Source organism: Meiothermus rufus DSM 22234, from assembly GCF_000423425.1.
Taxonomy (GTDB): domain Bacteria; phylum Deinococcota; class Deinococci; order Deinococcales; family Thermaceae; genus Meiothermus; species Meiothermus rufus.
This window is the reverse complement of record NZ_AUHY01000048.1, coordinates 1-22,113: the sequence shown is the minus strand read 5'-3', so window position 1 is coordinate 22,113 and position 22,113 is coordinate 1. Positions and strand designations below refer to the sequence as shown.

At 62.6% G+C, this 22,113-nt stretch carries 27 protein-coding genes; 10 read left to right on the top strand and 17 right to left on the bottom strand.

Annotation, left to right across the window (positions count from 1 at the left end):
* Nucleotides 1-75: 75 nt before the first annotated feature.
* From G552_RS15180 to G552_RS0109705, 6 genes are all read right to left on the bottom strand, one after another.
* Nucleotides 76-591 carry a S1C family serine protease gene (locus G552_RS15180; RefSeq protein ID WP_084640417.1) on the bottom strand — a complete coding sequence of 172 codons (516 nt, stop codon included), beginning with the start codon at nt 589-591 and terminating at the stop codon, nt 76-78.
* 125 nt (nt 592-716) lie between these two features.
* Complete coding sequence (locus tag G552_RS0109725; protein WP_425411437.1) at nt 717-1,901, bottom strand: sugar ABC transporter substrate-binding protein; 1,185 nt, start codon at nt 1,899-1,901, stop codon at nt 717-719.
* Between the two features lie 184 nt (nt 1,902-2,085).
* Entirely contained in the window at nt 2,086-2,787 is a 702-nt protein-coding gene (locus G552_RS0109720; RefSeq protein ID WP_027882866.1) for an SDR family oxidoreductase, read from the bottom strand.
* Between the two features lie 45 nt (nt 2,788-2,832).
* A complete protein-coding gene (locus tag G552_RS0109715) occupies nt 2,833-3,207 on the bottom strand; it encodes a thrombospondin type 3 repeat-containing protein (RefSeq protein WP_245575169.1) in 375 nt (124 codons plus the stop codon).
* Nucleotides 3,208-3,287: 80 nt separating this feature from the next.
* Entirely contained in the window at nt 3,288-3,647 is a 360-nt protein-coding gene (locus G552_RS0109710) for a cupredoxin domain-containing protein (RefSeq protein ID WP_027882864.1), read from the bottom strand.
* A gap of 36 nt (nt 3,648-3,683) precedes the next feature.
* On the bottom strand, nt 3,684-4,007 hold the full coding sequence (locus G552_RS0109705) for a hypothetical protein (RefSeq protein ID WP_027882863.1): 324 nt from the start codon (nt 4,005-4,007) through the stop codon (nt 3,684-3,686).
* A gap of 18 nt (nt 4,008-4,025) precedes the next feature.
* On the opposite strand from G552_RS0109705, the gene G552_RS0109700 reads away from it, so the two are divergent.
* Together G552_RS0109700 and G552_RS0109695 are read left to right on the top strand one after the other, a co-directional pair.
* Nucleotides 4,026-5,210 carry an MFS transporter gene (locus G552_RS0109700; protein ID WP_027882862.1) on the top strand — a complete coding sequence of 395 codons (1,185 nt, stop codon included), beginning with the start codon at nt 4,026-4,028 and terminating at the stop codon, nt 5,208-5,210.
* Between the two features lie 55 nt (nt 5,211-5,265).
* The gene (locus tag G552_RS0109695) at nt 5,266-7,509 is read left to right on the top strand and encodes a S8 family serine peptidase (RefSeq protein WP_027882861.1); all 2,244 of its coding nucleotides are present in this window, start codon (nt 5,266-5,268) and stop codon (nt 7,507-7,509) included.
* On the opposite strand, the gene G552_RS0109690 is transcribed toward G552_RS0109695, so the two are convergent.
* Nucleotides 7,506-7,943 (bottom strand): 23S rRNA (pseudouridine(1915)-N(3))-methyltransferase RlmH, encoded by a 438-nt coding sequence (locus G552_RS0109690; protein ID WP_027882860.1) that lies wholly within the window; start codon nt 7,941-7,943, stop codon nt 7,506-7,508. The genes G552_RS0109695 and G552_RS0109690 overlap by 4 nt on opposite strands.
* Before the next feature lie 235 nt (nt 7,944-8,178).
* Between G552_RS0109690 and G552_RS0109685 the strand changes: the two genes are divergently transcribed.
* The 5 genes from G552_RS0109685 (at nt 8,179) to G552_RS0109665 (ending at nt 13,779) form a co-directional block, all read left to right on the top strand.
* On the top strand, nt 8,179-9,285 hold the full coding sequence (locus G552_RS0109685; RefSeq protein WP_027882859.1) for a thiamine pyrophosphate-dependent dehydrogenase E1 component subunit alpha: 1,107 nt from the start codon (nt 8,179-8,181) through the stop codon (nt 9,283-9,285).
* A gap of 10 nt (nt 9,286-9,295) precedes the next feature.
* Nucleotides 9,296-10,270: an alpha-ketoacid dehydrogenase subunit beta gene (locus G552_RS0109680; RefSeq protein ID WP_027882858.1), complete on the top strand. Its 975-nt coding sequence runs from the start codon at nt 9,296-9,298 to the stop codon at nt 10,268-10,270.
* 71 nt (nt 10,271-10,341) lie between these two features.
* Nucleotides 10,342-11,721: a dihydrolipoamide acetyltransferase family protein gene (locus tag G552_RS0109675; protein ID WP_027882857.1), complete on the top strand. Its 1,380-nt coding sequence runs from the start codon at nt 10,342-10,344 to the stop codon at nt 11,719-11,721.
* 56 nt (nt 11,722-11,777) lie between these two features.
* Entirely contained in the window at nt 11,778-13,172 is a 1,395-nt protein-coding gene (lpdA, locus tag G552_RS0109670; protein ID WP_027882856.1) for a dihydrolipoyl dehydrogenase, read from the top strand.
* Between the two features lie 61 nt (nt 13,173-13,233).
* Nucleotides 13,234-13,779 (top strand): septum site-determining protein MinC, encoded by a 546-nt coding sequence (locus G552_RS0109665; protein WP_027882855.1) that lies wholly within the window; start codon nt 13,234-13,236, stop codon nt 13,777-13,779.
* Here G552_RS0109665 and G552_RS0109660 read toward each other — a convergent pair.
* Nucleotides 13,776-14,213 (bottom strand): DUF420 domain-containing protein, encoded by a 438-nt coding sequence (locus tag G552_RS0109660; protein ID WP_027882854.1) that lies wholly within the window; start codon nt 14,211-14,213, stop codon nt 13,776-13,778. The two genes, G552_RS0109665 and G552_RS0109660, sit on opposite strands and share 4 nt — an antisense overlap.
* A gap of 14 nt (nt 14,214-14,227) precedes the next feature.
* Nucleotides 14,228-14,527, bottom strand: coding sequence for a hypothetical protein (locus G552_RS0109655; RefSeq protein ID WP_027882853.1), 300 nt, complete (start codon nt 14,525-14,527; stop codon nt 14,228-14,230).
* Nucleotides 14,528-14,598: 71 nt separating this feature from the next.
* On the opposite strand from G552_RS0109655, the gene G552_RS0109650 reads away from it, so the two are divergent.
* A complete protein-coding gene (locus G552_RS0109650) occupies nt 14,599-14,928 on the top strand; it encodes a tRNA-binding protein (RefSeq protein ID WP_027882852.1) in 330 nt (109 codons plus the stop codon).
* Between the two features lie 25 nt (nt 14,929-14,953).
* Here the strand turns inward: G552_RS0109650 and G552_RS15175 are convergent, their stop codons facing one another.
* On the bottom strand, nt 14,954-15,370 hold the full coding sequence (locus tag G552_RS15175) for a flavodoxin domain-containing protein (RefSeq protein ID WP_169447883.1): 417 nt from the start codon (nt 15,368-15,370) through the stop codon (nt 14,954-14,956).
* 86 nt (nt 15,371-15,456) lie between these two features.
* Between G552_RS15175 and G552_RS0109640 the strand changes: the two genes are divergently transcribed.
* On the top strand, nt 15,457-15,888 hold the full coding sequence (locus tag G552_RS0109640) for a CBS domain-containing protein (protein WP_027882851.1): 432 nt from the start codon (nt 15,457-15,459) through the stop codon (nt 15,886-15,888).
* On the opposite strand, the gene G552_RS0109635 is transcribed toward G552_RS0109640, so the two are convergent.
* Genes G552_RS0109635 through G552_RS0109605 form a run of 7 tightly spaced genes read right to left on the bottom strand, consistent with a single transcriptional unit; the run spans nt 15,885 to nt 21,700 of the window.
* Nucleotides 15,885-17,495, bottom strand: coding sequence for a DNA polymerase/3'-5' exonuclease PolX (locus tag G552_RS0109635; RefSeq protein ID WP_027882850.1), 1,611 nt, complete (start codon nt 17,493-17,495; stop codon nt 15,885-15,887). The two genes, G552_RS0109640 and G552_RS0109635, sit on opposite strands and share 4 nt — an antisense overlap.
* 24 nt (nt 17,496-17,519) lie before the next feature.
* Nucleotides 17,520-18,308 carry a histidinol-phosphatase gene (locus G552_RS0109630; RefSeq protein ID WP_027882849.1) on the bottom strand — a complete coding sequence of 263 codons (789 nt, stop codon included), beginning with the start codon at nt 18,306-18,308 and terminating at the stop codon, nt 17,520-17,522.
* Between the two features lie 2 nt (nt 18,309-18,310).
* Nucleotides 18,311-18,889: a hypothetical protein gene (locus G552_RS0109625; RefSeq protein WP_027882848.1), complete on the bottom strand. Its 579-nt coding sequence runs from the start codon at nt 18,887-18,889 to the stop codon at nt 18,311-18,313.
* Between the two features lie 4 nt (nt 18,890-18,893).
* On the bottom strand, nt 18,894-19,439 hold the full coding sequence (locus G552_RS0109620) for a DNA-3-methyladenine glycosylase family protein (RefSeq protein WP_027882847.1): 546 nt from the start codon (nt 19,437-19,439) through the stop codon (nt 18,894-18,896).
* Between the two features lie 25 nt (nt 19,440-19,464).
* Nucleotides 19,465-19,938 carry a cyclic pyranopterin monophosphate synthase MoaC gene (gene moaC / locus G552_RS0109615; protein WP_027882846.1) on the bottom strand — a complete coding sequence of 158 codons (474 nt, stop codon included), beginning with the start codon at nt 19,936-19,938 and terminating at the stop codon, nt 19,465-19,467.
* 22 nt (nt 19,939-19,960) lie between these two features.
* A complete protein-coding gene (locus G552_RS0109610; protein ID WP_027882845.1) occupies nt 19,961-20,731 on the bottom strand; it encodes an ABC transporter permease in 771 nt (256 codons plus the stop codon).
* Between the two features lie 51 nt (nt 20,732-20,782).
* The gene (locus tag G552_RS0109605; protein WP_051195769.1) at nt 20,783-21,700 is read right to left on the bottom strand and encodes an ABC transporter ATP-binding protein; all 918 of its coding nucleotides are present in this window, start codon (nt 21,698-21,700) and stop codon (nt 20,783-20,785) included.
* Nucleotides 21,701-21,854: 154 nt separating this feature from the next.
* Between G552_RS0109605 and G552_RS15170 the strand changes: the two genes are divergently transcribed.
* A partial coding sequence (locus tag G552_RS15170; protein WP_156890713.1) for a helix-turn-helix domain-containing protein occupies nt 21,855-22,113 on the top strand: 259 nt, incomplete at its 3' end.

The following is a 22,113-nucleotide window of genomic DNA, read 5'->3' as shown; positions in this document are numbered from 1 at the left end:
GAGCTGGTACGAGGCCAAGGCGTCCATTGTTCGCGAGGCAATACGAAGTTATCTCGCCCATCCCCTCCACATCCTTCAGCCAACTGCGTAAGTCCTAAAGGGAAAAATATCCCGCTCCACCGTGTTCACCAGCCCATAGCGTGGGGCGATGAACTGCCCGCGGGAATTGCCGATGGCCAGCAAAGGCTCGCCTGTGCGAGGGCCCTGGCTGGTCTCGAGGGACAAGTAGGGCGCTGGCCCGTTTACCCTTGCCCGCAAAACGGCGATATCGCGAAACTCATCGTAACCCACCAGCTCGGCAGAGAAGGACTCATTCCTGGCATTGATGACCCGGAAGCTGCGCACCCCCTCCACCACGTGGTAGGCCGTCATAACCAGACCATCCGGACTGATAAAAAAACCGGAGCCGGTGCCTTCAGGCACGGTCTCGATACGCAAAGCCGCAGGTAAAGCTTGCTGGTAGACTCGCTCGAGGGTGCTGCGGGCCTCTGGGCTCAACCTTGGGGGCCCCTGCACCGGCTGGGCATGAATCACAGCCGCCAGTGCTACCAAATACGCCACCGCTGCCAAAATCAACCACGAGCGCCGCATCCTGGCCTCCCGTAGCTACAGGGTAGCCCAACCACAAGCGATTTGAATATCGGAAGGCACATTTTTTCTCTCATCCCAAAGCCAAAGCCCCCTTCGCTCGAAGGGGGCTGAAGGGAAGATAGGTTTTAGCGGCCCGAAAGACCCCGGTTGATCTCGGCCACCATTGCGGCCACAATCTGGGCGGTATTGCTGTCGGCCCGTTGTACAGCCTGGGACAGCGCGTTGCCCCACGGCCCCCAAACCTTACCCATCTCGGGAATGTTGGGCATGGGCGTCCCCAGGGCAATCACCGCGGAGAAGCCAGCCACCACCGGGTCGTTGCGCAGCTGCTGCACCGCCTGCTTCGAGACCGGTAGCCGGCCTCCCGCCTTGTTGAAGGCGATCTGGTTCTGGGTGCTGACCAACAGCTTGGCAAAATTGGCTGCAGCATTTTTGTTGCGCGAGTAGGCGTTCATAGCCACGCCCTGAACCCCCACGAAGGGGCGCCACTGCCCACCACCAGGCGGGTTGGGCATGGGGGCAATGCCGAAGTCGATGTTGGCCTTCTTGTAGTCGCCAATGGCCCAGGGCCCGTTGAGAATCATGGCCAAAGCCCCCTCTTTGAAGGCGCTGTCGGCCACCCCATAGTCCACCCCTTCGGGGATCAGGCGGTAACGGAAGCGCAGGTCCTTGATGAAGTTCACCGCGCGAACCCCGGCCTCACCCCCCAGCCGGGTCTGGCTGGCGTCCACTCCTTGGGCAGTGCGGCCAAAGACCGAGGCCCCATAGGCCGTGAACCAGCCATAGTTGAAGTAAGGGTTGGCCAGGTCGTAGAGGAAACCAAAGGAGTTGCCCCTGGTGTTTTCCTGGGCAATTCTGAGGAACTCATCCCAGGTCTTGGGGGCCTCCCTAACCAGCTTCTTGTTGTAGATGAGGGCCACCGACTCAGCGAACATGGGCAGGGCGAAAAGCTGGTTGCGGTAGGTTAGGGCGTCCACCGCCACATCGGAGAGGCTTTGAATGTAGCTGGCCGTAGCATACTTACCCATCGGCTCCAAAACCCCCGCCGCAGCCATAGCCCCCACCCAGTCGTGGGGAATGCTCACCACCAAATCGGCAGCCTGCCCCTGAGGTGCCCCCAGAATGAACTTGTTCTGGATGTCGCCGAAGGGTACTTCCACCACCTCGACCTGGGTTCCGCTGCTTCTGGCAAAGGCTGCCGCGGTTTGCTTGAGCCAGGCCAGCTCGGGGCCCCCGTAGTGGGTCCAGACCGTAATCCTACCCTGGGCCATGGCCGAACCCAGCAAACTCAGGGCTACCACGGCCATCATCAAGAGACTCTTTCGCATATATGCCTCCTAGGCTCGAGCCCAGTCTTTAAGGGCTGCGCCGAAACGCGAAGGTAGCTTGTGGCAGCGCTTCCACAGAGTTCAGAACAGAACTTTCCAAAACTACCTTCTGCGTCAGAGGTATCTTACCCGGATTCTTGGCCCTCGTAAAGGGTGGGCCAACCCCTCACTTCCTAGGGGGCTGGCTGGGGCGTAGCTCGAGCTGGCTGGGAATGACCCTAGGATCGCTTTGCAAAAGGTAGAGTACGGCCTGGGCCACATCCTGGGGTTGAATCTTCCAGGCTGCCCCCGGAGTATTGCCGGCAAAAGGAGTGTCTACCGAACCGGGCAGGATGCTGCTCACCCGAATGCCCTGGTAGCGCAGGTCGAGCATGGAGGCTTCCGAAAAGCCCAGCAGGCCAAACTTACTGGCGTTGTAGGCAGCCCCGCCAGCGAAAGCGTTTTTTCCCGCCAACGAGCCGATGTTGATGATGTACCCCCCACCCCGCTTCTGCATGAGCGGTACCGCAGCCCGGGTAGCAAAAAAGGGGCCGTTCAGGTTGGTTCCAATAACCTCGGCCCATTCTTGGGGGGAAATTTCGTGTACCGGCTTAAAAAGGCCCACTCCCGCATTGTTGATAAGGTAGTCCAGGCCACCAAAGTGCGCCTCGAACCGCCGCACGGCTTCTTCCACGTCCTCATAGCGGGTGATATCCCCCGGCAGGGCTAAACAGTTCCCTAGCTCCCCCGCAATGCGGGCCAGCTTTGCCTGGCTGCGGGCGAAAAGCCCCACCCCAACCCCATGGGCCACCAGCTGTCGGGCCACCTCGAGGCCGATACCAGAAGAAGCCCCGGTTACCAATGCTACCTTTCCACGTAAGCTGGGCATAAGCAAGATAATGCAAAAAAAGCTAGGCCAGCACAAGGGCAGGGGCTACCTGGGCTTATAGATATCCACGCCCCCCGCTTTCTCTAAAGCCTGCCATAGGAACTGGGCCCTAACCAGGGGCTTGCTGCGGGCGTCTCCCGGGAGAGTGCCTGCGAAAACCTCGAGTACGTCGGCATAACCATCGCCATCCGAGTCTTCCATGGCTACAAGGGCTTGATAGAGCGCCTCACCAATACTGCCTTTGAAACTAGAGCGCACTCGGTCGCCAAAAGCATTCCAGAATGCCCCCCCATTGGGACTCAAATGGCAATACTGACAGGTAACCACCCGCACACCACCGCTATCGGCGACCAGATTGAACTGGTTGATGGCTTGCAACCGATAAGATGGGCGGGCCACCGCCGCAGGCCAAAAGAACAAAGCCAAGAGCACTATAAAACCAGCGCTCACCAAGCCTTGCCTGCTATAACCAGCTCCGATGCCAGACCAGTAGGCTTGCTTTAAGGTAAGACGGTTATTTTGCCACGCATTGTTCTGGCGTGATCCGAAATAGCGCATATGTACTCAATCTCGCCTGCCAGATTAAACGCGACCTCTTCCCGCGATCCACTAAGCAGATTAGGCGTGGCAAAGCTAAAGCCTGCGGGAGCCGTAATGCTTTGCGCCAAATGCACATTTATGGGGTCGTTGTTCACAAACTCGATGCACCCCCCTACCTTGAGGGTCACATTGGCGTTGCCGGTGCTTTTCGAGACGAACCCCGCCTCCAGGCTTGGTATCTCCACCACCTCGCAAGCGTTGGAGGCTTTATGCGTGCAGGAGGCTAAAAATACCAGAGCCACAAGCGCCGACCACCGCATACCCTAAATGTACACCAAGAACCCCCTAAGTGGGTGCTAAAACACTAGCCAGGCCCACACCCCTAAGGCAAACAAAGCCGCCAGCCCCAGCACCACCCGGAAAAACAAGACCAGATAGGCCGCCCCGAAAAAAAGCACCGCCCCTACCCCAGCCAGCCAGGCCCCTGCCTGGGCCAGATGCCGGGCCATTCCCTCTAAAAGACCTATCAGGTCTACCCGCACGCGCAATAGGTTTTTTTCCAGATTGGGGTCTATGGTCTGATTAGCCAGGGTAAAGGCCAGCCAAGCCAGCAAAGCCCCCAACACCACCAGCAAGCCACCCAAAAGCTCGAGCCACATTGCAGAGGGGTTCGCCTTCATACCCCTTAGGATAGAGGCATGCCTTCGGCTGCCGCCCGCATCTTCATCTTGCTGCTCTTGGCCTACTTCCTCTCCTACTTTTTCCGCGCGGCCAACGCGGTTATCTCGCCCGACCTGCGCCAGGATTTGGGCCTCAGCTCGGCCCAGCTCGGCCTGATGACCAGTCTGTTCTACCTCACCTTTGCCCTGGTCCAGCTCCCCTTAGGCAGCCTGCTCGACCGCTTCGGGCCGCGCTTCGTTCATCCGGGCCTGATGCTGCTGGGCGCGGTGGGGGCTTTGCTCTTTGCCAGCGCCCAGGACTTCCTCACCCTCTCGTTAGGGCGGGCTCTTCTAGGCATCGGCTTTGCTGCGGCCCTGATGGGGGCCCTGAAGGCCTTTTCGCTGTGGTTCCCGGCCAGCCGCTACGCCAGCGTGAGCAGCCTGTATGTGGCCATAGGGGCTTCTGGGGCTATTGCCGCTTCCTCGCCGCTGGCCTGGCTCAAGGAGCAGATCGGTTGGCGCGGGGTGTTCGAGTGGGGGGCCTTGGTGATTGTGGCGGTGGCGGCGCTGGTGGCCCTCGGCGTGCGCAACGCCCCCAAAGGAACCGTGCTGCCCCCAAGCACCCAGGCCGGGAGTGCCGCGCAAATCTGGCAAAGCGGCCTGTTCTGGCGCATGGGCTGGCTCAACTTCGTGCTGGGGGGTGGGTTTCTGGCCTGGCAGACTTTGTGGGGGGGTGATTTCCTGTTTAAGGTGCGGCAGATGGGAAGCCTCGAGGTCGGTAGCCTGCTGTTCGCCTTTTCTCTGGCAGCAGTGCTGGGCTTCCTCCTGTGCGGCCCGCTGGCCGACCGCTTTGGCCTGCCCCGGGTGCTGCTGGTAGCAGGGGTCTGCTTTACCCTGGGGCCGGCTTTGCTGGCCCTGTGGCCTGGCATGCCCCCCTTTGGGCTATATGCCTGCTACGTGTTGATGGGCTTTTGCGGTGCTTTCAACATCCTTACCCTTTCCCAGGCCCGCCTGCTCTTCCCCACCGCCCTCACCGGGCGGGCGGTAACCGCCATCAACTTCATGGGCTTTATTGGGGTCTTTCTATTGCAGTGGGGCATGGGGATTGTGCTGGGGGTCTGGGGCTACCCGGTAGCCCTCCTGGTGTGGGCTGTGCTGCTGGCCTCGGCAGTGGCAGTCTATGCCCCTATTGGCCTAGGCCACCAGGCGGCTGGGGCAAATTGAGGAATCTTTACCCATGGCTCATAGCCCGCCCGCCAGCACAGGGTATGATGAAATCATGTTCAGAGCGCTTTTGATGCTAGTATTGGCCCTTACCCTTTTTTCCGCCTGCAATAACCCTCCGGCTATCTCGGTCAGCATCTATCCTCCTGGCCCCTTCAGCCTGCAGGTCAGGCAGAGCCTTCAGCTAAGCGCCCAGGTCCGCCATACCTCCAACACCGCCGTTACCTGGAGCAGCAGCAACCCCGACGTTGTGACCGTTAGCGATGGGTTGGTGACAGCGGTGGGCCCAGGCAGCGCAACCGTACGCGCCACCAGCCAGGCCGATCCCAGCAAAAGCGCCTCGGTGAGCATTGGCGTAAGCGCTCCACCCCAGCCCGGCCCCGGCAGTATCAGCGGTACGGTGCGCATCGCCACCACCGCCGGAGGTCAGACGGCCCGCTTCGTGCCGGGCGAGATCCTCGTGCGCTTCGAGCCACGGGTGAGCCTGCAGTCGGTCGAAACCCTTTCAGTCGGGGGTGTTGGCCTCCAGCGGCTGCGCCCCTTGAGTCTGGCCAACACCTACCTGTACAAGGCTGCCCTGGACGAGGCCGGCACCCTGGCCGCAGTGGCCGCGCTCATGGCCCGAAGCGACGTAGCCTACGCCGAGCCTAACTACATCCTGAAGCCTTTCCTCACCCCCAACGACCCCCGCTACCCCGATCAGTGGCACTACGGGGCCATCCGGCTACCGGAAGCCTGGGACCTCGAGACCGGCAGTAACTCGGTTCGCGTGGCGGTAATAGACAGCGGGGTATACAAGGCCCACCCCGACCTGGCCGGCAGGCTGCTCTCCGGCTACGACTTCGTCAGCGACGCCAGTATCGCCGGCGATGGCGATGGCCGCGACCCCGACCCCGAGGATACCGGCCTCGGCAGCGACTTCCACGGCACCCACGTGACCGGAACGGTGGGGGCGGCCACCCACAACAACACCGGCGTGGCCGGGGTAGCTTGGGGGATAGGGCTGGTGCCCATTCGCGCCCTGAGCAGCGGGGGGGGCACCCTGGCCGACGTGGCCGATGCGTTGCGCTGGGCCGCCGGCCTCAGCGTGGCGGGGGTTCCCGCCAACCCCAACCCCGCCGACATCATCAACATGTCGCTGGGGGGAGCGGTGAGCTGTGCCCCCGCTTCGACCATGCAACAGGCCATTAACGATGTGCTGGCCGCCGGAAAGATGATCGTGGTGGCCGCCGGGAATTCCAACGCAGATGCCAGCACCTTCACCCCCGCCGGTTGCAGCGGGGTGATTACCGTGGGGGCAACCGACCGCAGCGGGAACCGGGCGTACTACTCCAATTACGGCCCCCGCATTGACTTGATGGCCCCTGGAGGCGATATCCGTAGCAATGCCGCCAACGGCGTGTTGAGCACCGTGGGCAACGGGCAGTACGGCTTTATGCAAGGCACCTCGATGGCCGCGCCCCACGTGGCCGGTGTGCTGGCGTTGATGAAAAGCCGCAAGTCCAGCCTCACCCCCGGCGAGGCCCTGACCATCCTCAAAGAGACCGCTCGGCCTCTGAGCGCTGCTCAGTGCAACCGCAGCAGCGGCACCGATTGCGGCGCAGGTTTGATTGATGCCAGGGCCGCTCTAGACCGCCTGGCCACCTCTGCCCCGGCCCTGAGCCTGAGCGCTACGCCCGCCAGCCTGAGCCTCAACCCTGGAGGCAACGCCACCATCCATGTTGGGGTGAACCGCAGCAACTTTAGCGGCCCTGTGACCCTGACCCTCGGCGGACAACCCAGCGGGATTGCGGGTTCTTTCAATCCCAATCCCACAAGCGCGAATAGCGCGCTTAGCTTGAGCGTGGGCAGCGGTGTAAGCCCCGGAAGCTACACCCTGGTGGTGAGCGGCAGCGGCGGGGGGGCCTCCGCCGAGACCCGCATCCTGCTGAACGTAACGCCGCCCCAGACCCCACCCCCGCCCACCGCTTCGCTCAAGGGAACCCTGCTGACCCTCTATGGCGTGTCTGGCAACACCATTCTGTGTGCCGAGGAAATCGGCATTGCCCAGGATGTGCTTTCCTCGCCATTCAGCTTCACCAGCCTGCCTTCGGATCGCCAGTACCAGCTCCAGGGCTGGAAGGACGTGAACAACAACGGCCAGGCCGACCCCGGCGACCTGTTCGCATGGTACACCGAAGGGGGCCAGGTGGCCCTGCTCAGCGTGGGCCGCAGCGACCTAGAGCTTGTGCTCGAGCCCTACGTGGAACCCCAGCCCTACACCCGCCCGGCCCAGCTCTTCCCCCGCTGCAGCCCCTAGCGATGGTAGGGCTCGCCTTTCTTGAGGGTCTGCACGCGGTAAAGCTGCTCGAGCAGCACCACCAGCGCTAGCTCGTGCTGGAGGGTGAGGCGGGACAAGGCCAGCAGCCAGTCGGCTTCCTGGCGCACCGCCGGCGCATGGCCCTCCGCCCCCCCGATCAGGAAGGCCACGCCCTTTTCGGCCTCCATCTCCCAGGCCTCGAGGCGGGCCTTGAAGGCCAGGGTGTCGGGTAGCTCACCCCGCTCGTCCAGGACTACCCGTTTGTACCCTGCCGAGGCCTCCAGCAAGCGCTGGCCTTCCTGGGCTGGCGTACCTTCTTTGAGGTAGATAAGCTCGAGCCGGACATAGCGCCCCAGCCGCTGCCCATACTCCTCCAGCCCGGCTTTGGCATAGGCCAGGCGGGGCTTTCCAATCAGGCAGATACGTAGCTTCATTTGCCACCAGCAAAAACCGCTATAATCTTAGCTACCAAGAGGTGGGTATGGGTATGCGAAGCCGGGGGCTGTCTTTTATAGCTGCCCCCATCCAAACCCCTGTCCCGGTATACCAAAAGGGCACCTCGAGGTTCCCCAGGAGGGCTCTTACCCAGAGCTACCCTGGACACGGAAGCCTTTACCCAAGGCTTGGCAGGTCGGGCGGGCTGGCCAACCCAGCACGCCGGGAGGAGATATGGTTCAAGAAAAAATCCACTTCGAGCCCTTTAGCCAAGAGCCTATCCGGCTAATAGATGAGCAGGGCCACTGGGTGGCGCCCTTTGCCCATGGGCTGCCCCCAGAAACCCTCCGCCGCTTCTACCGCGATATGCTGGCCGCACGGCTGCTGGACGAAAAGCTGGTGCTGCTGATCCGCACCGGAAAAACCAGCTTCATCGCGCCCCACGCTGGCCATGAGGCCGCCCAGGTGGGCATCGCCCACGCCCTGCAAAAAGGCCACGACTGGCTCTTCCCCTACTACCGCGATATGGGGCTGGTGCTGGCCTTGGGGGTGCCGCTGGTGGAGATTTTCGGCCAGACCCTGGGCACTGCCGCCGACCCGGCCAAGGCCCGCCAGATGCCCTCCCACCCTGGTTCCAAGAAGCTCAACGTCTTTACCGTTTGCTCGGCCATCGCCTCGCACATCCCCCCCGCCACTGGCGCGGCCATCGGCATGAAGCTGCGCCGTACCGGCCAGGTGGCGGTCTGCACCTTCGGCGATGGGGCCACCAGCGAGGGCGACTGGCACGCTGGGGTTAACTTTGCCGCCGTACAGCGGGCCCCGGTGGTGTTCATTTGCGAGAACAACCGCTACGCCATCAGCGTGAACATCCGCCAGCAGACTGCTTCGGCCAACATCGCCATCAAGGCTCGGGCCTACGGCATACCCGGCTACTATGCCGACGGCCTGGATGTACTGGCCAGTTACTTTGTGGTGCGGTGGGCCCTCGAGCAGGCCCGGACAGGGGCAGGCCCCAGCCTGGTCGAGCTGGTGGTGCACCGCTTCGGAGCCCACTCCTCCGCCGACGACGACAGCCGCTACCGCTCCCGCGAAGAGCTGGCTGCCGAGCGCCAGCAAGACCCTCTGCTACGCTACCAGCGCTTCCTGGAGCAGCAAGGGCTGTGGGACGCCCAGTGGGCCAACGAGCTCAGGCTGGAGATCGCCAAGGAGCTCGAGGCCGCCTTGCAAGAAGCCCTAAAAGCCGGGGAACCCAATCCTTTAGAGATGTTCGACGATGTCTACGCCGCTTGCCCCTGGCACTTAGAAGAACAGCGTCGGCTACTAGCGGAGGAGCTGGCCTAGGAGGTGCTGTATGCCCATAATGACCATGATCCAGGCCATCCAAAGCGCCCTGGATGAAGAGATGAACCGCGACGAGCGGGTCATGCTCCTGGGCGAGGACGTGGGCAAGCGGGGTGGGGTTTTCCTAGCCACCGAGGGCCTGCAGGAAAAATACGGCCCTGAGCGGGTCATCGACACGCCCCTTTCCGAGGCGGCCATCATCGGTGCGGCGGTGGGGCTGGCGGCCCATGGCATGCGACCGGTGGCCGAGATTCAGTTTGCCGACTATGTATTTCCCGGCATAGACCAGCTTTTCTCCCAGGCGGCCAAGCTACGCTACCGTTCCGGCGGACAGTTCACTGCCCCTATGGTGGTGCGGATGCCCACCGGGGGCGGGGTCAAGGGCGGGCACCACCACTCGCAAAGCCCCGAGGCCCACTTCGCCCACACCCCTGGCCTAAAGGTAGTGGTAGTCTCCACCCCCTACGACACCAAGGGCCTGCTCAAAGCGGCCATCCGTGACGACGACCCGGTGGTCTTCATGGAACCCAAGCGCCTTTATCGCGCCATCAAGGAAGAAGTGCCCGCCGACGAGTACCTTTTGCCCATTGGGAAGGCCGCTATCCGCCGTCCAGGCCGCGACCTAACCTTGGTCTCCTATGGGGGGCCGATGGTCGAGGTGCAAAAGGCCGCCGAGGAGATGGCCGCTGCAAGCATAGAGGCGGAGGTCATCGACCTGCGTACCGTGATGCCTTGGGACAAGGAAACCGTGCTGGCCTCGGCGGCCAAAACCGGGCGGCTGCTCGTGGTCTCTGAGGCCCCCCGCACCGCCAGCCTGGCCTCCGAGGTAGTGGCTACTGTCTCGGAAGAGCTCTTCGACCAGTTGCTGGCCCCACCCTTGCGGGTCTGCGGCTTCGACACCCCTTACCCGCTGGCCCAGGATAAGCTCTATATGCCTACCGTGACCCGTATTCTGAATGCGGCCAAGCGGCTCTTGGAATACTAACCTTCACCGCCGGCCTGTGTGGTGGAACCCGATGCAGGGATTACAGTAGTCTGAACGTTGCAGGAGGAAGCATGCCCAAGGAAGTGGTGTTGCCGGAGCTGGCCGAATCGGTGGTGGAGGGTGAGATCCTCCGCTGGCTGGTGGAGGAAGGCCAGCCCCTCAAAAAAGACCAACCCTTTGTGGAAGTAATGACCGACAAGGTAACGGTGGAGCTACCCAGCCCCTATGAAGGGGTGTTGTTGCAAAAGCTGGTCAAGGAAGGGGAGGTGGTGCCCGTACATGCCCCTATTGCCCTCATCGCCGAGCCGGGTGAGATGGCCGCCTCCATTAGCGACAGAAAACCCCAGCCCGCCCCCAGCCTGCAAGCCCAGGAGGAGCGCTCTATTGTGGAGCCGGGGCAGGTACTCGAGGACGATGGGGCTAACCTCTCTTTGTTCAAACCCGACAACCGACCCGAGGAAATCAAAAACCCCTTTGCCCAAACCGCCGCCGCCTCCCCTACTCCCCCTGCCAGAGCGCCCCAGGGCCGCACGTTGGCGGTACCCGCGGCGCGCAAGCTGGCCCGCGAGCTGGGTCTAGACCTGGCCCAGATTCCCGGCTCGGGCCCAAACGGACGGGTGCGGGTAGAGGATGTTAAAGCCTACGCCGAGCAAAAACGGACCCCCCCACCCAGCCCTGTGGCCCGCCCCTCCGTCCCTGGCGGGGTGGCCCCAGTGCAGTACAAAACCCCCAAGGGCTATGAAGAGCGCGAGACCCGGCTGCCCCTACGGGGCTTAAGGCGGGCTATTGCCCAGCAGATGGTAGCCTCCCACCTCTACACCGTGCGCACCCTCTCGGTAGACGAGGTGGACATGACCGAGCTGGTGGCCCTGCGCACCCGGTTAAAGGCCGAGGCGGAGGCCCAGGGAGTCAGGCTGAGCTACCTACCCTTCATTTTCAAGGCAGTGGCCCAGGCCCTGAAGAAATTCCCTGCGCTCAACAGCTCCTTAGACGAGGCCAGCCAGGAAATCGTGCTGAAGCGCTACTACAACATCGGCATGGCAGTGGCCACCGAGAACGGACTGGTGGTGCCGGTGGTCAAGGAGGTGGACCGCAAGAGCCTGCTCGAGCTAGCCCGCGAGGTCAACGACCTGGCCGATCGCGCCCGCAGCGGCAAGCTCAACCCTGAGGATATGAGCGGCTCCACCTTCAGCATCACCAACATCGGCAGCATTGGGGCGCTTTTTAGCTTCCCCATCATCAACGTGCCCGATGCCGCCACCCTGGGCATCCACTCCATCCAGAAGCGCCCGGTGGTGGATGCGCACGACCAGGTGGTGGTACGCCACATGATGTATATCTCCCTTTCCTTCGACCACCGGCTGGTAGATGGGGCCGAAGCTGCCCGCTTCTGCAAGGAGATCATCCGCCTCTTGGAGAAACCCGAGCGGCTTTTCTTAGAAGCCCTGTAGTTTTTTACCGAGCGGATTTAGTTTTTCGCAAGGACTCCCACTAGAATGGAGGGGCTATGGCCACAGTGTACGACGTAATCGTGATTGGAACCGGCCCGGGAGGCTACCATGCCGCCATCCGCGCAGCCCAGCTAGGCAAGAAGGTGCTGGCGGTGGAGGCCGAACGGGTAGGCGGGGTCTGTCTGAACATAGGCTGCATCCCCACCAAAGCCCTTTTGCACGCGGCAGAGGAACTCGAGGCTACCCGCCACAATAGCGCCTTTGGCCTCGAGGTCAAGGAGGCCCGGCTTGACCTGAAAAAGCTGGGGAGTTGGCGCGACGGCATCGTCAAAAAGCTCACCGGAGGAGTCTCCCAGCTCTTCAAGGGCAATAAGGTTGAACTCAAAACCGGCTTCGCCAAGTTCATAGATAAACACACCATCGAGGTAGGCGGCGAGCGCATCCAGGGTAAAACCTTCATCGTGGCCACCGGCTCGGAGCCGAATACCCTACCCGGCTTCGAGGTCAACCAGAAGGACATCGTGGACTCTACCGGGGCCCTTTTGGTGGAGGAGCACTTTCCCAAGCGGATGCTCTGTATCGGTGGGGGGGCGATTGGCCTCGAGTTCGCTCAGGTCTACAAGCGCTTGGGGGCCGAGGTCACGGTGATTGAGTTCATGGGCCAGATTCTGCCCGCTGCCGACCCCGAAACGGCCAATCTGCTGGCTAAAATCCTGGGCAAAGAGGGCATCGCCATCAAAACCCATACCAAGGCCCTAGGGGTAGAGCGCAAAAAGGACGGCCTCCACGTCACACTGGAAAACACCCAAAGCGGCCAGCAAGAAACCCTTGTTGTGGACAAGATTCTGGTGGCTACCGGGCGGCGGCCCCGCGGCAGAGGACTAGGGCTGGAGGCCATCGGGGTACAGGTAGACGAGCGAGGCTACGTGCCCACCAACGAAAAAATGGAAACCAACGTACCGGGCATCTACGCCATCGGCGATGTGACCCGTCCTCCCCTGCTGGCTCACAAGGCAATGAAAGAGGGGCTGGTAGCGGCTGAAAACGCCGCAGGGGGCAACGCGGTAATGGACTACCAGATTCCCAACGTGGTCTACACCAGCCCGGAATGGGCCGCGGTGGGCCTGACGGAAGAGGAAGCCCGTAAGGCTGGTTACACCGTCAAGGTGGGCAAGTTTCCCCTGGCCGCCTCGGGCCGGGCCCTTACCCTGGGAGCCAGCGAGGGCCTGATCAAGCTTATTGGCGACGCCGAGACCGACCTGCTCTTGGGGGTCCACATCGTAGGGCCCAGCGCCTCCGATCTAATTGCCGAGGCGGTTCTGGCTCTAGAGATGGGGGCCACCGTCACCGATGTGGGCCTGACCGTACACGCCCACCCCACCCTGTCCGAGGGGCTGATGGAAGCCGCCGAGCACCTGCACCGCCAGGCTATCCACATCGCCAACCGCTAAGAGTGAAGGGCTAAAAGACCCCTTTCGACTTTTCCCCTCGGGCCTGGTATAACTCTCTTGGATGCGACTGCGCGCCACCCTCAATGCCCTATCCCTCCGGCTCGACGGCCACGAGCGCCCAGAGATGCTGCGCAAAGCCCTAGCCGAACTGCCCCCGCTACCGCTGGAAGTGGAGGTAGCGGGGGTGGTGGGCCAGGAAGTTCTGGAAGCCCTACTAGAACTGGGGCGCGAGCGAGGGCTGCAACTAAGGCCTCAACGTGGGGAAAAATACATTCCCTATACCGAGGTCATCGACCAGACCCTGCGGGCTGGAGCCCGTATCGAGTCCCCCGGCACGGTCGTCATCTTGGGCGATGTCAACCCAGGGGCTGAGGTGGTCGCTGCGGGCGATATTATCGTGGTGGGTAAGCTACGCGGCCTGGCCCACGCCGGGGCCGGTGGTCAGGAAGGGGCCGCCATCTGGGCCGTGCGCCTGGAGGCCAAACAAATTCGCATTGGGCAGTATGTAGCCCAGGCACCCGATGGGGCCTGGGAGGCCCGGGGCCCCGAGCGGGCCCGGGTGGTGGAGGGGCGGATCGTGCTCGAGGCCTGGGGCAAGAAAGGCTAAAAACCAATGCCCCCTGCGGGCTCACCGTAGCGCTTAAGCACCAGGTCGATCACCCAACCGGTGATGGCGACGTACAGCCAGACCGGCACCGTCCAGCGGGCCCAGGCTTTGTGTACGGCAAAGCGCCGCTTGAATGCGTTGTAGAGCAGCCAGAGCACCAGTGGTCCGTTAATGGCAGCCAGCAGGGTATGGCTTATCAGCAAAGCATAATAGGCCATACGCCATTCCTCCGGGCCAGCATAACGGGTGGTACCATAAAGACCCCATTTCAGCAGATAAAACACCAAAAACAGTGCGGCCAGAAGCGTGGCCAACAGCATCACCCGAGGATGCCAGACCCGGTCACCCCGCCGAATCAGCACTACCCCCACAATCACCGCTAGGCCCGACAGGCCGATTAGGGCGGCAGCAATGTCGCCTAAAAGCTCTCCCATAGCACATTTCTCCTCTAAAGGGCAAACTCCTCTCCTAAGCGCTCGGCCAACCGGCGTACCCGCTCCTCCCTCGAGGTGCGGGCGTAGCTGTACCCCAGCATGTAAGCCCGTTCGGCCTCGGCCCGCCGTCCTAGCTGGCGCTCGGCCTGGGCCAACCGTAGATAGGCCAGCGCCATCATGCCGTCACGCTCTTTTGCAGGGCGACAGGCTTCCAGAAGCCCTATAGCCTCCCGCAGGAGGGCCAGGGCTTCAGCCGCGGGCAGGTCCCGCGCGTTTTGGATCAACCTAGCGGCCTGATCGAGCAGACGCTGCACAGGCCAGAGTATACCCAAAGGCTTTCCCCTTCGAGCGTGAGCAAGAGCAACCTTTCCGGTATGCTTACCCCATGACGCCCTACGAAGCTTTTCAGATGCTCGAGCTGCGCGTCGGACGCATCCAGAAAGCCCTACCCCACGAAAAGGCCCGCAAACCGGCTTACAAGCTATGGATAGACCTGGGGGAGCTAGGCGTAAAGCAAAGCAGCGCCCAGCTCACCGAGCTTTACACACCCGAGGCCCTGGTGGGCCGGCTGGTGATCTGCGCAACCAACCTAGGGGAGCGCAGCATCGCCGGCTTCAAATCCGAGGTGTTGGTGCTGGGTTTGCCGGACGAACAGGGGCGGGTGGTGCTCTTGTCGGCAGAGCGGGAGGTGCCATTGGGTGGGCGGGTCTTCTAGAGAGGAGCTTTTCCGCTGGCCCGGCCTAAAGCCCACTCCAGCGCCAAGCGGTCGGCCACCTCCTCGGCCCAGGCCCGTACATCCTGCCAGCGGCGAAAATCACCTTCCGGCAGGCCCTTGGCCAGTACCCGTAAACCTCGTGGAAATGCTCGGGGGTAGGGTCGCCCAGCACCCCCGAGAGCGCAAAGTAGACCAGGGGTAACCGGCGCAAGGCCTGGTGGTGGGTCTGCACAAAGCGCCGGGCTTCGGGCAGCCAGGCCTGATCCTGCACCGGGCTGCCCAGCAACACCGCCTGGTAGCCCTCGAGGTCTTGTACCCCCTCCACAGGCCGTATCTCGACCTCCATCCCCCGGCGAACCAGCACTGCCGCGATGGCCTGGGCTACCTCCTGGGTGCTGCCATGGCGGCTGGCATAGGCCAGCAAAATCCGTGGCACTTGCATGTTCATAGGGTAGGCCACCTGGGTTCGCCCCTGTAGAGACATCTGCCCCCGGTTCAAAAGGGTATGGTTATAGCGAGGTGAAAAGTATGCTGGTCAAAGACTTCATGACCCCCAACCCGGATGTGGTCACCCCAGATACCACGGTACCTGAAGCAGCTCAGATTATGAAAAAGGGTGGATTTCGCCGTCTGCCTGTAGTCAAAGAAGGCCGGGTGATTGGCATCGTCACCGACCGCGACCTCAAAGAAGCCATGCCCTCCGACGCCACCTCGCTTTCCATCTGGGAGCTCAACTACCTGATCGCCAAACTCACCGTAGGCGAGATCATGACCCGCGACCCCATCACCGTATCCGACACCTTGCCCTTGCAGGCCGCAGCCAAGCTGATGCTCGAGCACAAGGTAGGGGGCCTACCGGTGGTGCACGATGGTCGGCTGGTGGGCATTATCACCGTAACCGATGTGTTACGGGCCTTCCTCGAACGCGAAGCCGAGCTTTTGGTGGGGGCAGAGGGTTAGGCTTGCCGCTTTAGCTCTAAAAGCCGCTCAGCGGGCCAGGTGTTGACCACCCGCTCAGGGTATAGACCCGCCTTGTGAGCAAAAAGCAGGCCGTAGTGGAGGTCTGCCAGGCCCTCGAGGCTGTGGGCATCGGGGCCCAGGGAAAAGAGCAGGCGCTCACGCCAGGCCAGCATGTACCGCCAGTCCAGGTCGAGGCGGTAGGGGTTGCAGTTGAACTCCACCGCCTTGTGGTTTTGTTCCGCCCGCTTTAGCACCGCCTCCCAGTCGGCCTCGGCCCCTTTGCGCCGCAGCAACAAGCGCCCGCTAGGGTGGCCTAGGATGCTCAGGTAAGGGTTGTCCAAGGCCCGCAAAAGGCGCTGGGTCTGCTGGGTTTTATCCAGGTTCAGTCCGGAATGCAGGCTACCCACCACCACCTCGAAGCGGGCCAGGAGTTCCTCAGGGTAGTCCAACGAACCATCGGGCAAGATATCCGACTCGATGCCGCGCAGGATACGGAAGGGAGCCAGCTCGGCGTTGAGGGCCTCAATCTCGGCCCACTGACGCAGCACATCCTCTGTTTTTAGTCCGCCCGCATAGGCCGCGCTCTGGGAATGGTCGCAGATTACCATGTAGGCGAACCCTTTGGCCACGGCCGCCTCGGCCATCTGGCGCAAGGTAGCACTGCCGTCGGAATAGGTGGAGTGCACGTGGATCAGCCCCCGGAGCGCCTCGGGTTGCAAAAGGGCGTGGGGCAGGGGTTGGCCGATGTGCTCTTTCTCCCGCCAGAAAGGGGGTACAAAGGGCCGGCCCAGGGCCTGAAAGACCGCTTCCTCGCTGGGTAGACCCTGGGGAGGCCCTCCCACCGCCGCCAGCCAGTCCTGCGAGCCGGTGGCGCGGAACAAAACAGAGCCAAAATTCTGTTCGCTGGCGCAAAAAACCCGCAAGGGTAGGCCCTCCAGCCGCCCCATCAGCACCTCGCCCTGGACTTCCTCGAGGTTTCGCCCCAGTACAAAAGCCACCTGTTCGGGGGTGGCCTGCACCACCAGGTCCAGGTTGCCCACCGTCTCCAGACCGCGCCGCACGCTGCCGGCCAGCTCGGCCCTAAGCCCGGCCTGGGCAAAATCGGCCAGAAGTAGCCGGGCCGCCTCCAACCCTACCGGCAGCAGCACCCGGCGCAAGCTGGCCAGGGCGTAGCGCGCGGCCTCGAGTAGGCCAGCCTCGCTCTTGGCGCCAAAACCAGGCAGTGTGCGGATGCGACCCGCCTCGGCCCAACGCACCAACACCTCCAGGCTGTCGACCCCATTCTCCCATAGCGCCCGGATGCGCTTGGGGCCCAGGCCCTGCACCCGGAAAAGCTCCAGCACCCCGGGCGGCACGCGGCCCTCGAGTTCGTCCAGGTAGGGGAACTCCCCGCTTTGTACAATTTCGGTAAGCATCGGGGCCAAAGCCGGCCCCACCCCCGGCACCCCTTGAAAACCCTGGGCGGCTAACTCGGCTAGGTCGGCTTCCTGCTGCTCGAGGCTCCGCGCCGCGTAGCGGTAGGCCCGGGCACGGAAGGCCCCCTCACCCAACACCTCCATCAGGTCGGCGGCGTACTCCAACATCCCGGCCAGCTCTTTGCGGTTCATGAAGGCTTCCTCCTTTCGCTGGGCTCACAGGGCATACGAAACCGCCCGACCTTCCCGGAAGACCACCGCCTGGCGGTAGCCCAACGACTTGAGTAGCCCAGCAGCCTCGGCGAAGCGATGGGCCACATCCTCGGGGCGGTGGGCATCGGAGCCCAGCACCACCGGGATGCCAAGCTGGGCCGCCCGGGCCAGAAGCTCGGGGCTGGGGTAAAGCTCGGCAGCTTTTTTGCGCCAGCCGGCGGTGTTCACATCCAAGGCCAGCCCTTCCCCCGCAATGACCTGCAAGGCTTCCTCGGCCAAGTCGGCGTAGCCCTCTGGGGGCCGGTAGCCCATGACCTTGGGTAGATCCAGGTGGCCGATGGCGTGAAACAAACCGGTACGGGCGGCCTGGGCCACCAGCTGGAAGTAAACGCGGAACACCTCGCGCAGGTCGCGCTCCTCAAACTCGAGGGCGTAGTGGGGGTTGTCGAAGGGCCAGGCCCCGATGTAGTGCACCGAGCCGATGATGTAGTCGTAGTCATACTGGGCCCGCAAGCGGCGCACGAAGTACTCGGTGCCGGGGTGAAAGTCGGCCTCGAGGCCAATGCCTACATAGAAATCTCCCGCTTCGGCTCGAACTTTTTCCAGCATGGCCTGGTAAAAGGGCAGCTCCTCTAAGGTCATCCGTACCTCGGGATCGAACCAGGCCGGCATGGGGCTATGATCGGTAAAGACAATCCCCTTTAGGCCCAAAGCCCGCGCTGCGTGCACGTACGCCGATGGCGTGCCCACCGCGTGCTGACAAAGGGGGGTGTGCAGGTGGCTATCGTACACGGCTAGGCCTCCTGCACCCGCACCACCTGCCCCGCGCTGACCCAGACCCGCAATGGCTGCTCCAACAGGGCACTGGCCTGGCTAGAGAGGGCTTCATCCAGGGCCAACGGGCCAGGCAGGCGCTGCACTAAGCTAGCCGCCTCGGGTGGGGCCAAGCGAGGCTGGCGTTGCAGCACCGCATCGATCTGCCAGCGGCTAGCCCACAGCCGCTTAAGGGCCCACAGGGCCTGGGAACGGCCTTCCGCCAAAGCGAAAGGGGCTTCGTCCGCATACCGCAGCAGCAACGGCCCTTCAGGCAGGGCCAGGCCAATCGCCTCAGCCCGCTCGGGCAGCAAGTACGACTCGCGCAGCAGCTTCTCGGCAAAAGCACAGGCCCGCTCCAGTTTGGCCTCGTCTAGCCGGGCACCAAACACCCCGGCAAAGGCCCGCTGAATCTGCTCGGCCAGGTTGGCCAGCTGGTAAAACTCCGCTTCCACCCCCACCAGCACCAGGGTCGGCACAACCGGTAGCCCCGCTGTCCAGAGGGCCTGAAGCCGGGCTACCTCGCTCTGGGGAGGGGCTTTTTCTAGAGCAAAAATCATGTCTCTATTCTAGGGCTCGCCACAAATACCAGGCCGCATGGGAACGGTAGGGGCGGAAGCGCTCCCCCAGGGCCTCCAGCGCCTGACCTGGATACAGCCGCTCAGCTCCCCGGCGGAGGCCCAGGTCCTGCACCGGCCAGACATCGGGGCGGCCCAGCACAAACATCAAAAACATCTGCGCCGTCCAGACCCCGACGCCCTCCACCCGAACCAGCCGCTGGACTACCGCCTCATCCGACAAGGCCTCGAGGCCCTCTAGCCCGCCCTCGAGGGCAAAGCGGGAAACCGCCCGCACATAGCGGGCCTTGGCTTCCGACAACCCCACCGCCCGCAAGGCCTCTCGTTGAACCTGGTATACCACCTCCGGCTCGAGGTCGAAACGGGCCACCAAGCGCTGCCAGATGGTCTCAGCAGCCTTGGCAGAAAGCTGCTGCCCCACAATCGAGCGAAGCAAGGTGGGGTAAAGGGGCTGAGGCTCAAAGGGGTGAGGTTGAAAGGGGGCGGGGCCATGCTTTTGCAGCAAGGGTTTTAGCACCGGGTCGTCTAGCACCAGCCAAACCTGGGGCAGAAAACCCCTAGCCACGCCGCCACTCCCCCGACTTTCCCCCCGACTTGTGCAAAAGCCGCAGCTCGGTGATCTCCAGGCCCTTGCTGGCGGCCTTGAGCATGTCGTAGACGGTAAGCGCAGCCACGGCACAAGCGGTCAAAGCCTCCATCTCCACCCCGGTCTCGGCCTTGGTTTTGACCGTAGCCGTGATGTGCACCCGGGCTTCTTCCGGCAGAAAGCGAACCTCGAGTTCCACACTGGTGATGGGCAACGGGTGGCACAGCGGGATGAGCTCACCGGTCTTCTTGGCTGCCAAAATGCCGGCCAGTTGGGCCACGCTCAAAGGGTCGCCCTTCCCCACCCCACCTTCCCGTAGGGCCTCTACCGCTTCAGGGGTCAGACGCACGCTGGCCTCGGCGGTCGCGCTGCGCAAGGTGGCGGCCTTTTCGCTCACATCCACCATGCGGGGTTTGCCATCTTGAAAATGGGTCAGTTTGCCCATAACAAAAGCCTACCGCGTTTTCTCAGATATCCTTCCGCTCAAAAATCAAAAGGGCCAAGAGGGAAAAACCTACGGTGTAGATGATGAGCAGCGGCAACCCCCAGGAAACCGCTTCTGGACGAACGTACAGGTCGAGGTAGCTGGTTAGGAGGAAGGGTTGCAGGGCAGGGAAAGCCACCAACAAGCGCATCAGCAACAGGGTGGAGACTGCGGCCAAGGCAGCTGAAGTAGTGCTGAGGAAGATCACCGCATAGAGTATGGCCAGGGCCGAAAGGGGCCAGAGCACCACCCCAGCTAAAAGATACGCCCGCAGCAGCTCGGCCAGAGCTTCCGCAGGGCTTAGCTGGCCCACCCCGGCGAAGCTACCCTCCCCTACCCCGGTGCCACCGAAAAAGCTGCCTAGCCCAAAGGGCAGCCCGGCCCACAACGACCCCAGCAGGCTGACCAAAAGCAGGATAAAGGGGTAAGCCAGCACCACCACAATCTTGGCACCAAGCAATCGGCTGCGTGGGCTAGGCCGCAGCAACACCAACTTGAGCGTGCCCATCGAGACTTCCGAGCCCAGCACCTCCGCCGCGGCCATGGCAGTGAGGAAGGGAAACAAAAAGTCCATCCCCGTCAGGAGGGAAAGCGCTGGCACCTGCCAGCCTGAGACCAGCTCGAGGCCATACTGCGCCCGCAAACCAGGGGCAAAGGCCCACAAAGCCGGCAAAACCAGGGCGGCCAAAAGCCCTATCTGTACCGAGCGCAGTCGAACCAGTTTTCCCAGCTCCCAAATCAGTATCCGCAGCATGCTGTACTCCTCGAGCAAGGCGCCGCCAAGGCCACCGGGATTATCTTGCCGCTACGCATTCTTCACCCTTTCGCGGTAGTAGTCGTAAAGGTCAAAGTAATCGGGTTCCAAGAACTGTACCTGGAAGTTTTCTCGTACTAAAGCAGCCAAAGCCACGTTGGGCGATCCCTCGAAGATCACATTCACATCGCGCAGACTCACGTTTTGCACCCCCGGTACGGTCTTGAGAAAGGCGGCAGCCCGGGGAGCATCATCTACCCGCAGGCGGTAGGTCTCGCCTTTAGCCCCCAGCCTGACCTCTTCCAAAAGCCGCCCGCCCCCCAGAATACCCACCTTGTCGGCATAGGCCGAGACCTCACGCAAGTGGTGGGTCGAAAGCAGCACGGCCACCCCCTTCCAGGCCAGCTCGGCCAGTATCTCGTGCACCTTGCTAATCCCCTGAGGATCGAGGCCGCTGGTGGGTTCGTCGAGGATGAGAATCTGCGGCTCGTGCAGAATGGCAGAGGCCAGGCCCAAGCGCTGGCGCTGGCCCAACGAGAAGGTACGCACCGGCTGATCGGCCACCGCCAAGAGCTCGAGCCGGGCCAGTACCTCGCGAATCCGTGCCCCTGCGTTGAGCATACCGGTTAGGTAAGCCACCATCTCCAGGTTCTGCCGCCCCGTGAGGTGGGGATAAAAGGCCGCTGGGGCCTCCACCACCGCGCCCAAAGCCCGCCGCGCGGCGTAGCCACCGTTGTAAATGTCCTGGCCCAGCAGCCGAACCACCCCCGAGGTGGGAAAGGCCAGGCCGGTTAGTAAGCGGATCAGGGTGGTTTTACCCGAGCCGTTAGGCCCGGCCAGCGCATAGACTTCCCCAGGTTGCACGGCGAAGGTAATGTTCTCTAAAACCGGTTTTCGACCATACCGCTTGCCCAACTGCTGGGCCTCGAGGGCCGCCCCCGAGGTACTGGCTGCCACAGCTTCGCTCATGAATGTGATTATACGCGTGTAACGCAGCCGGTCTGGTTTACGTGCGGTAGCCCTAAGACAGAAGTAACGGTGAGGGCTGAACCCGGACAAACACATGTGAGACTCTAAGCTGGGATAAAAAGAGGGGAACCAACCAAGAAAGGAGGTTCCCCAGGTGCAGTTTACCACCGTTGGCCGAGAGATATGGCAAGGCGCTAGACAAGCACAGAGGCTGGCCGAGGCCAAAGCAGGCGACCCAGAGGTCAAGGAACGTCTGCGCAAGCTCCGACTGGTCAAAGCCCTGCGTGAAAGTAAAAAGAGCTGGAAGGAGATCCAGGACCTGGTCGGGATCAGCCGGGCCACCTACCACCGCTGGAAAAAAGCCCTAAAAGAAAAGGGCCTGGCCGGACTCAAACCCCGCTCCCGCCGCCCTA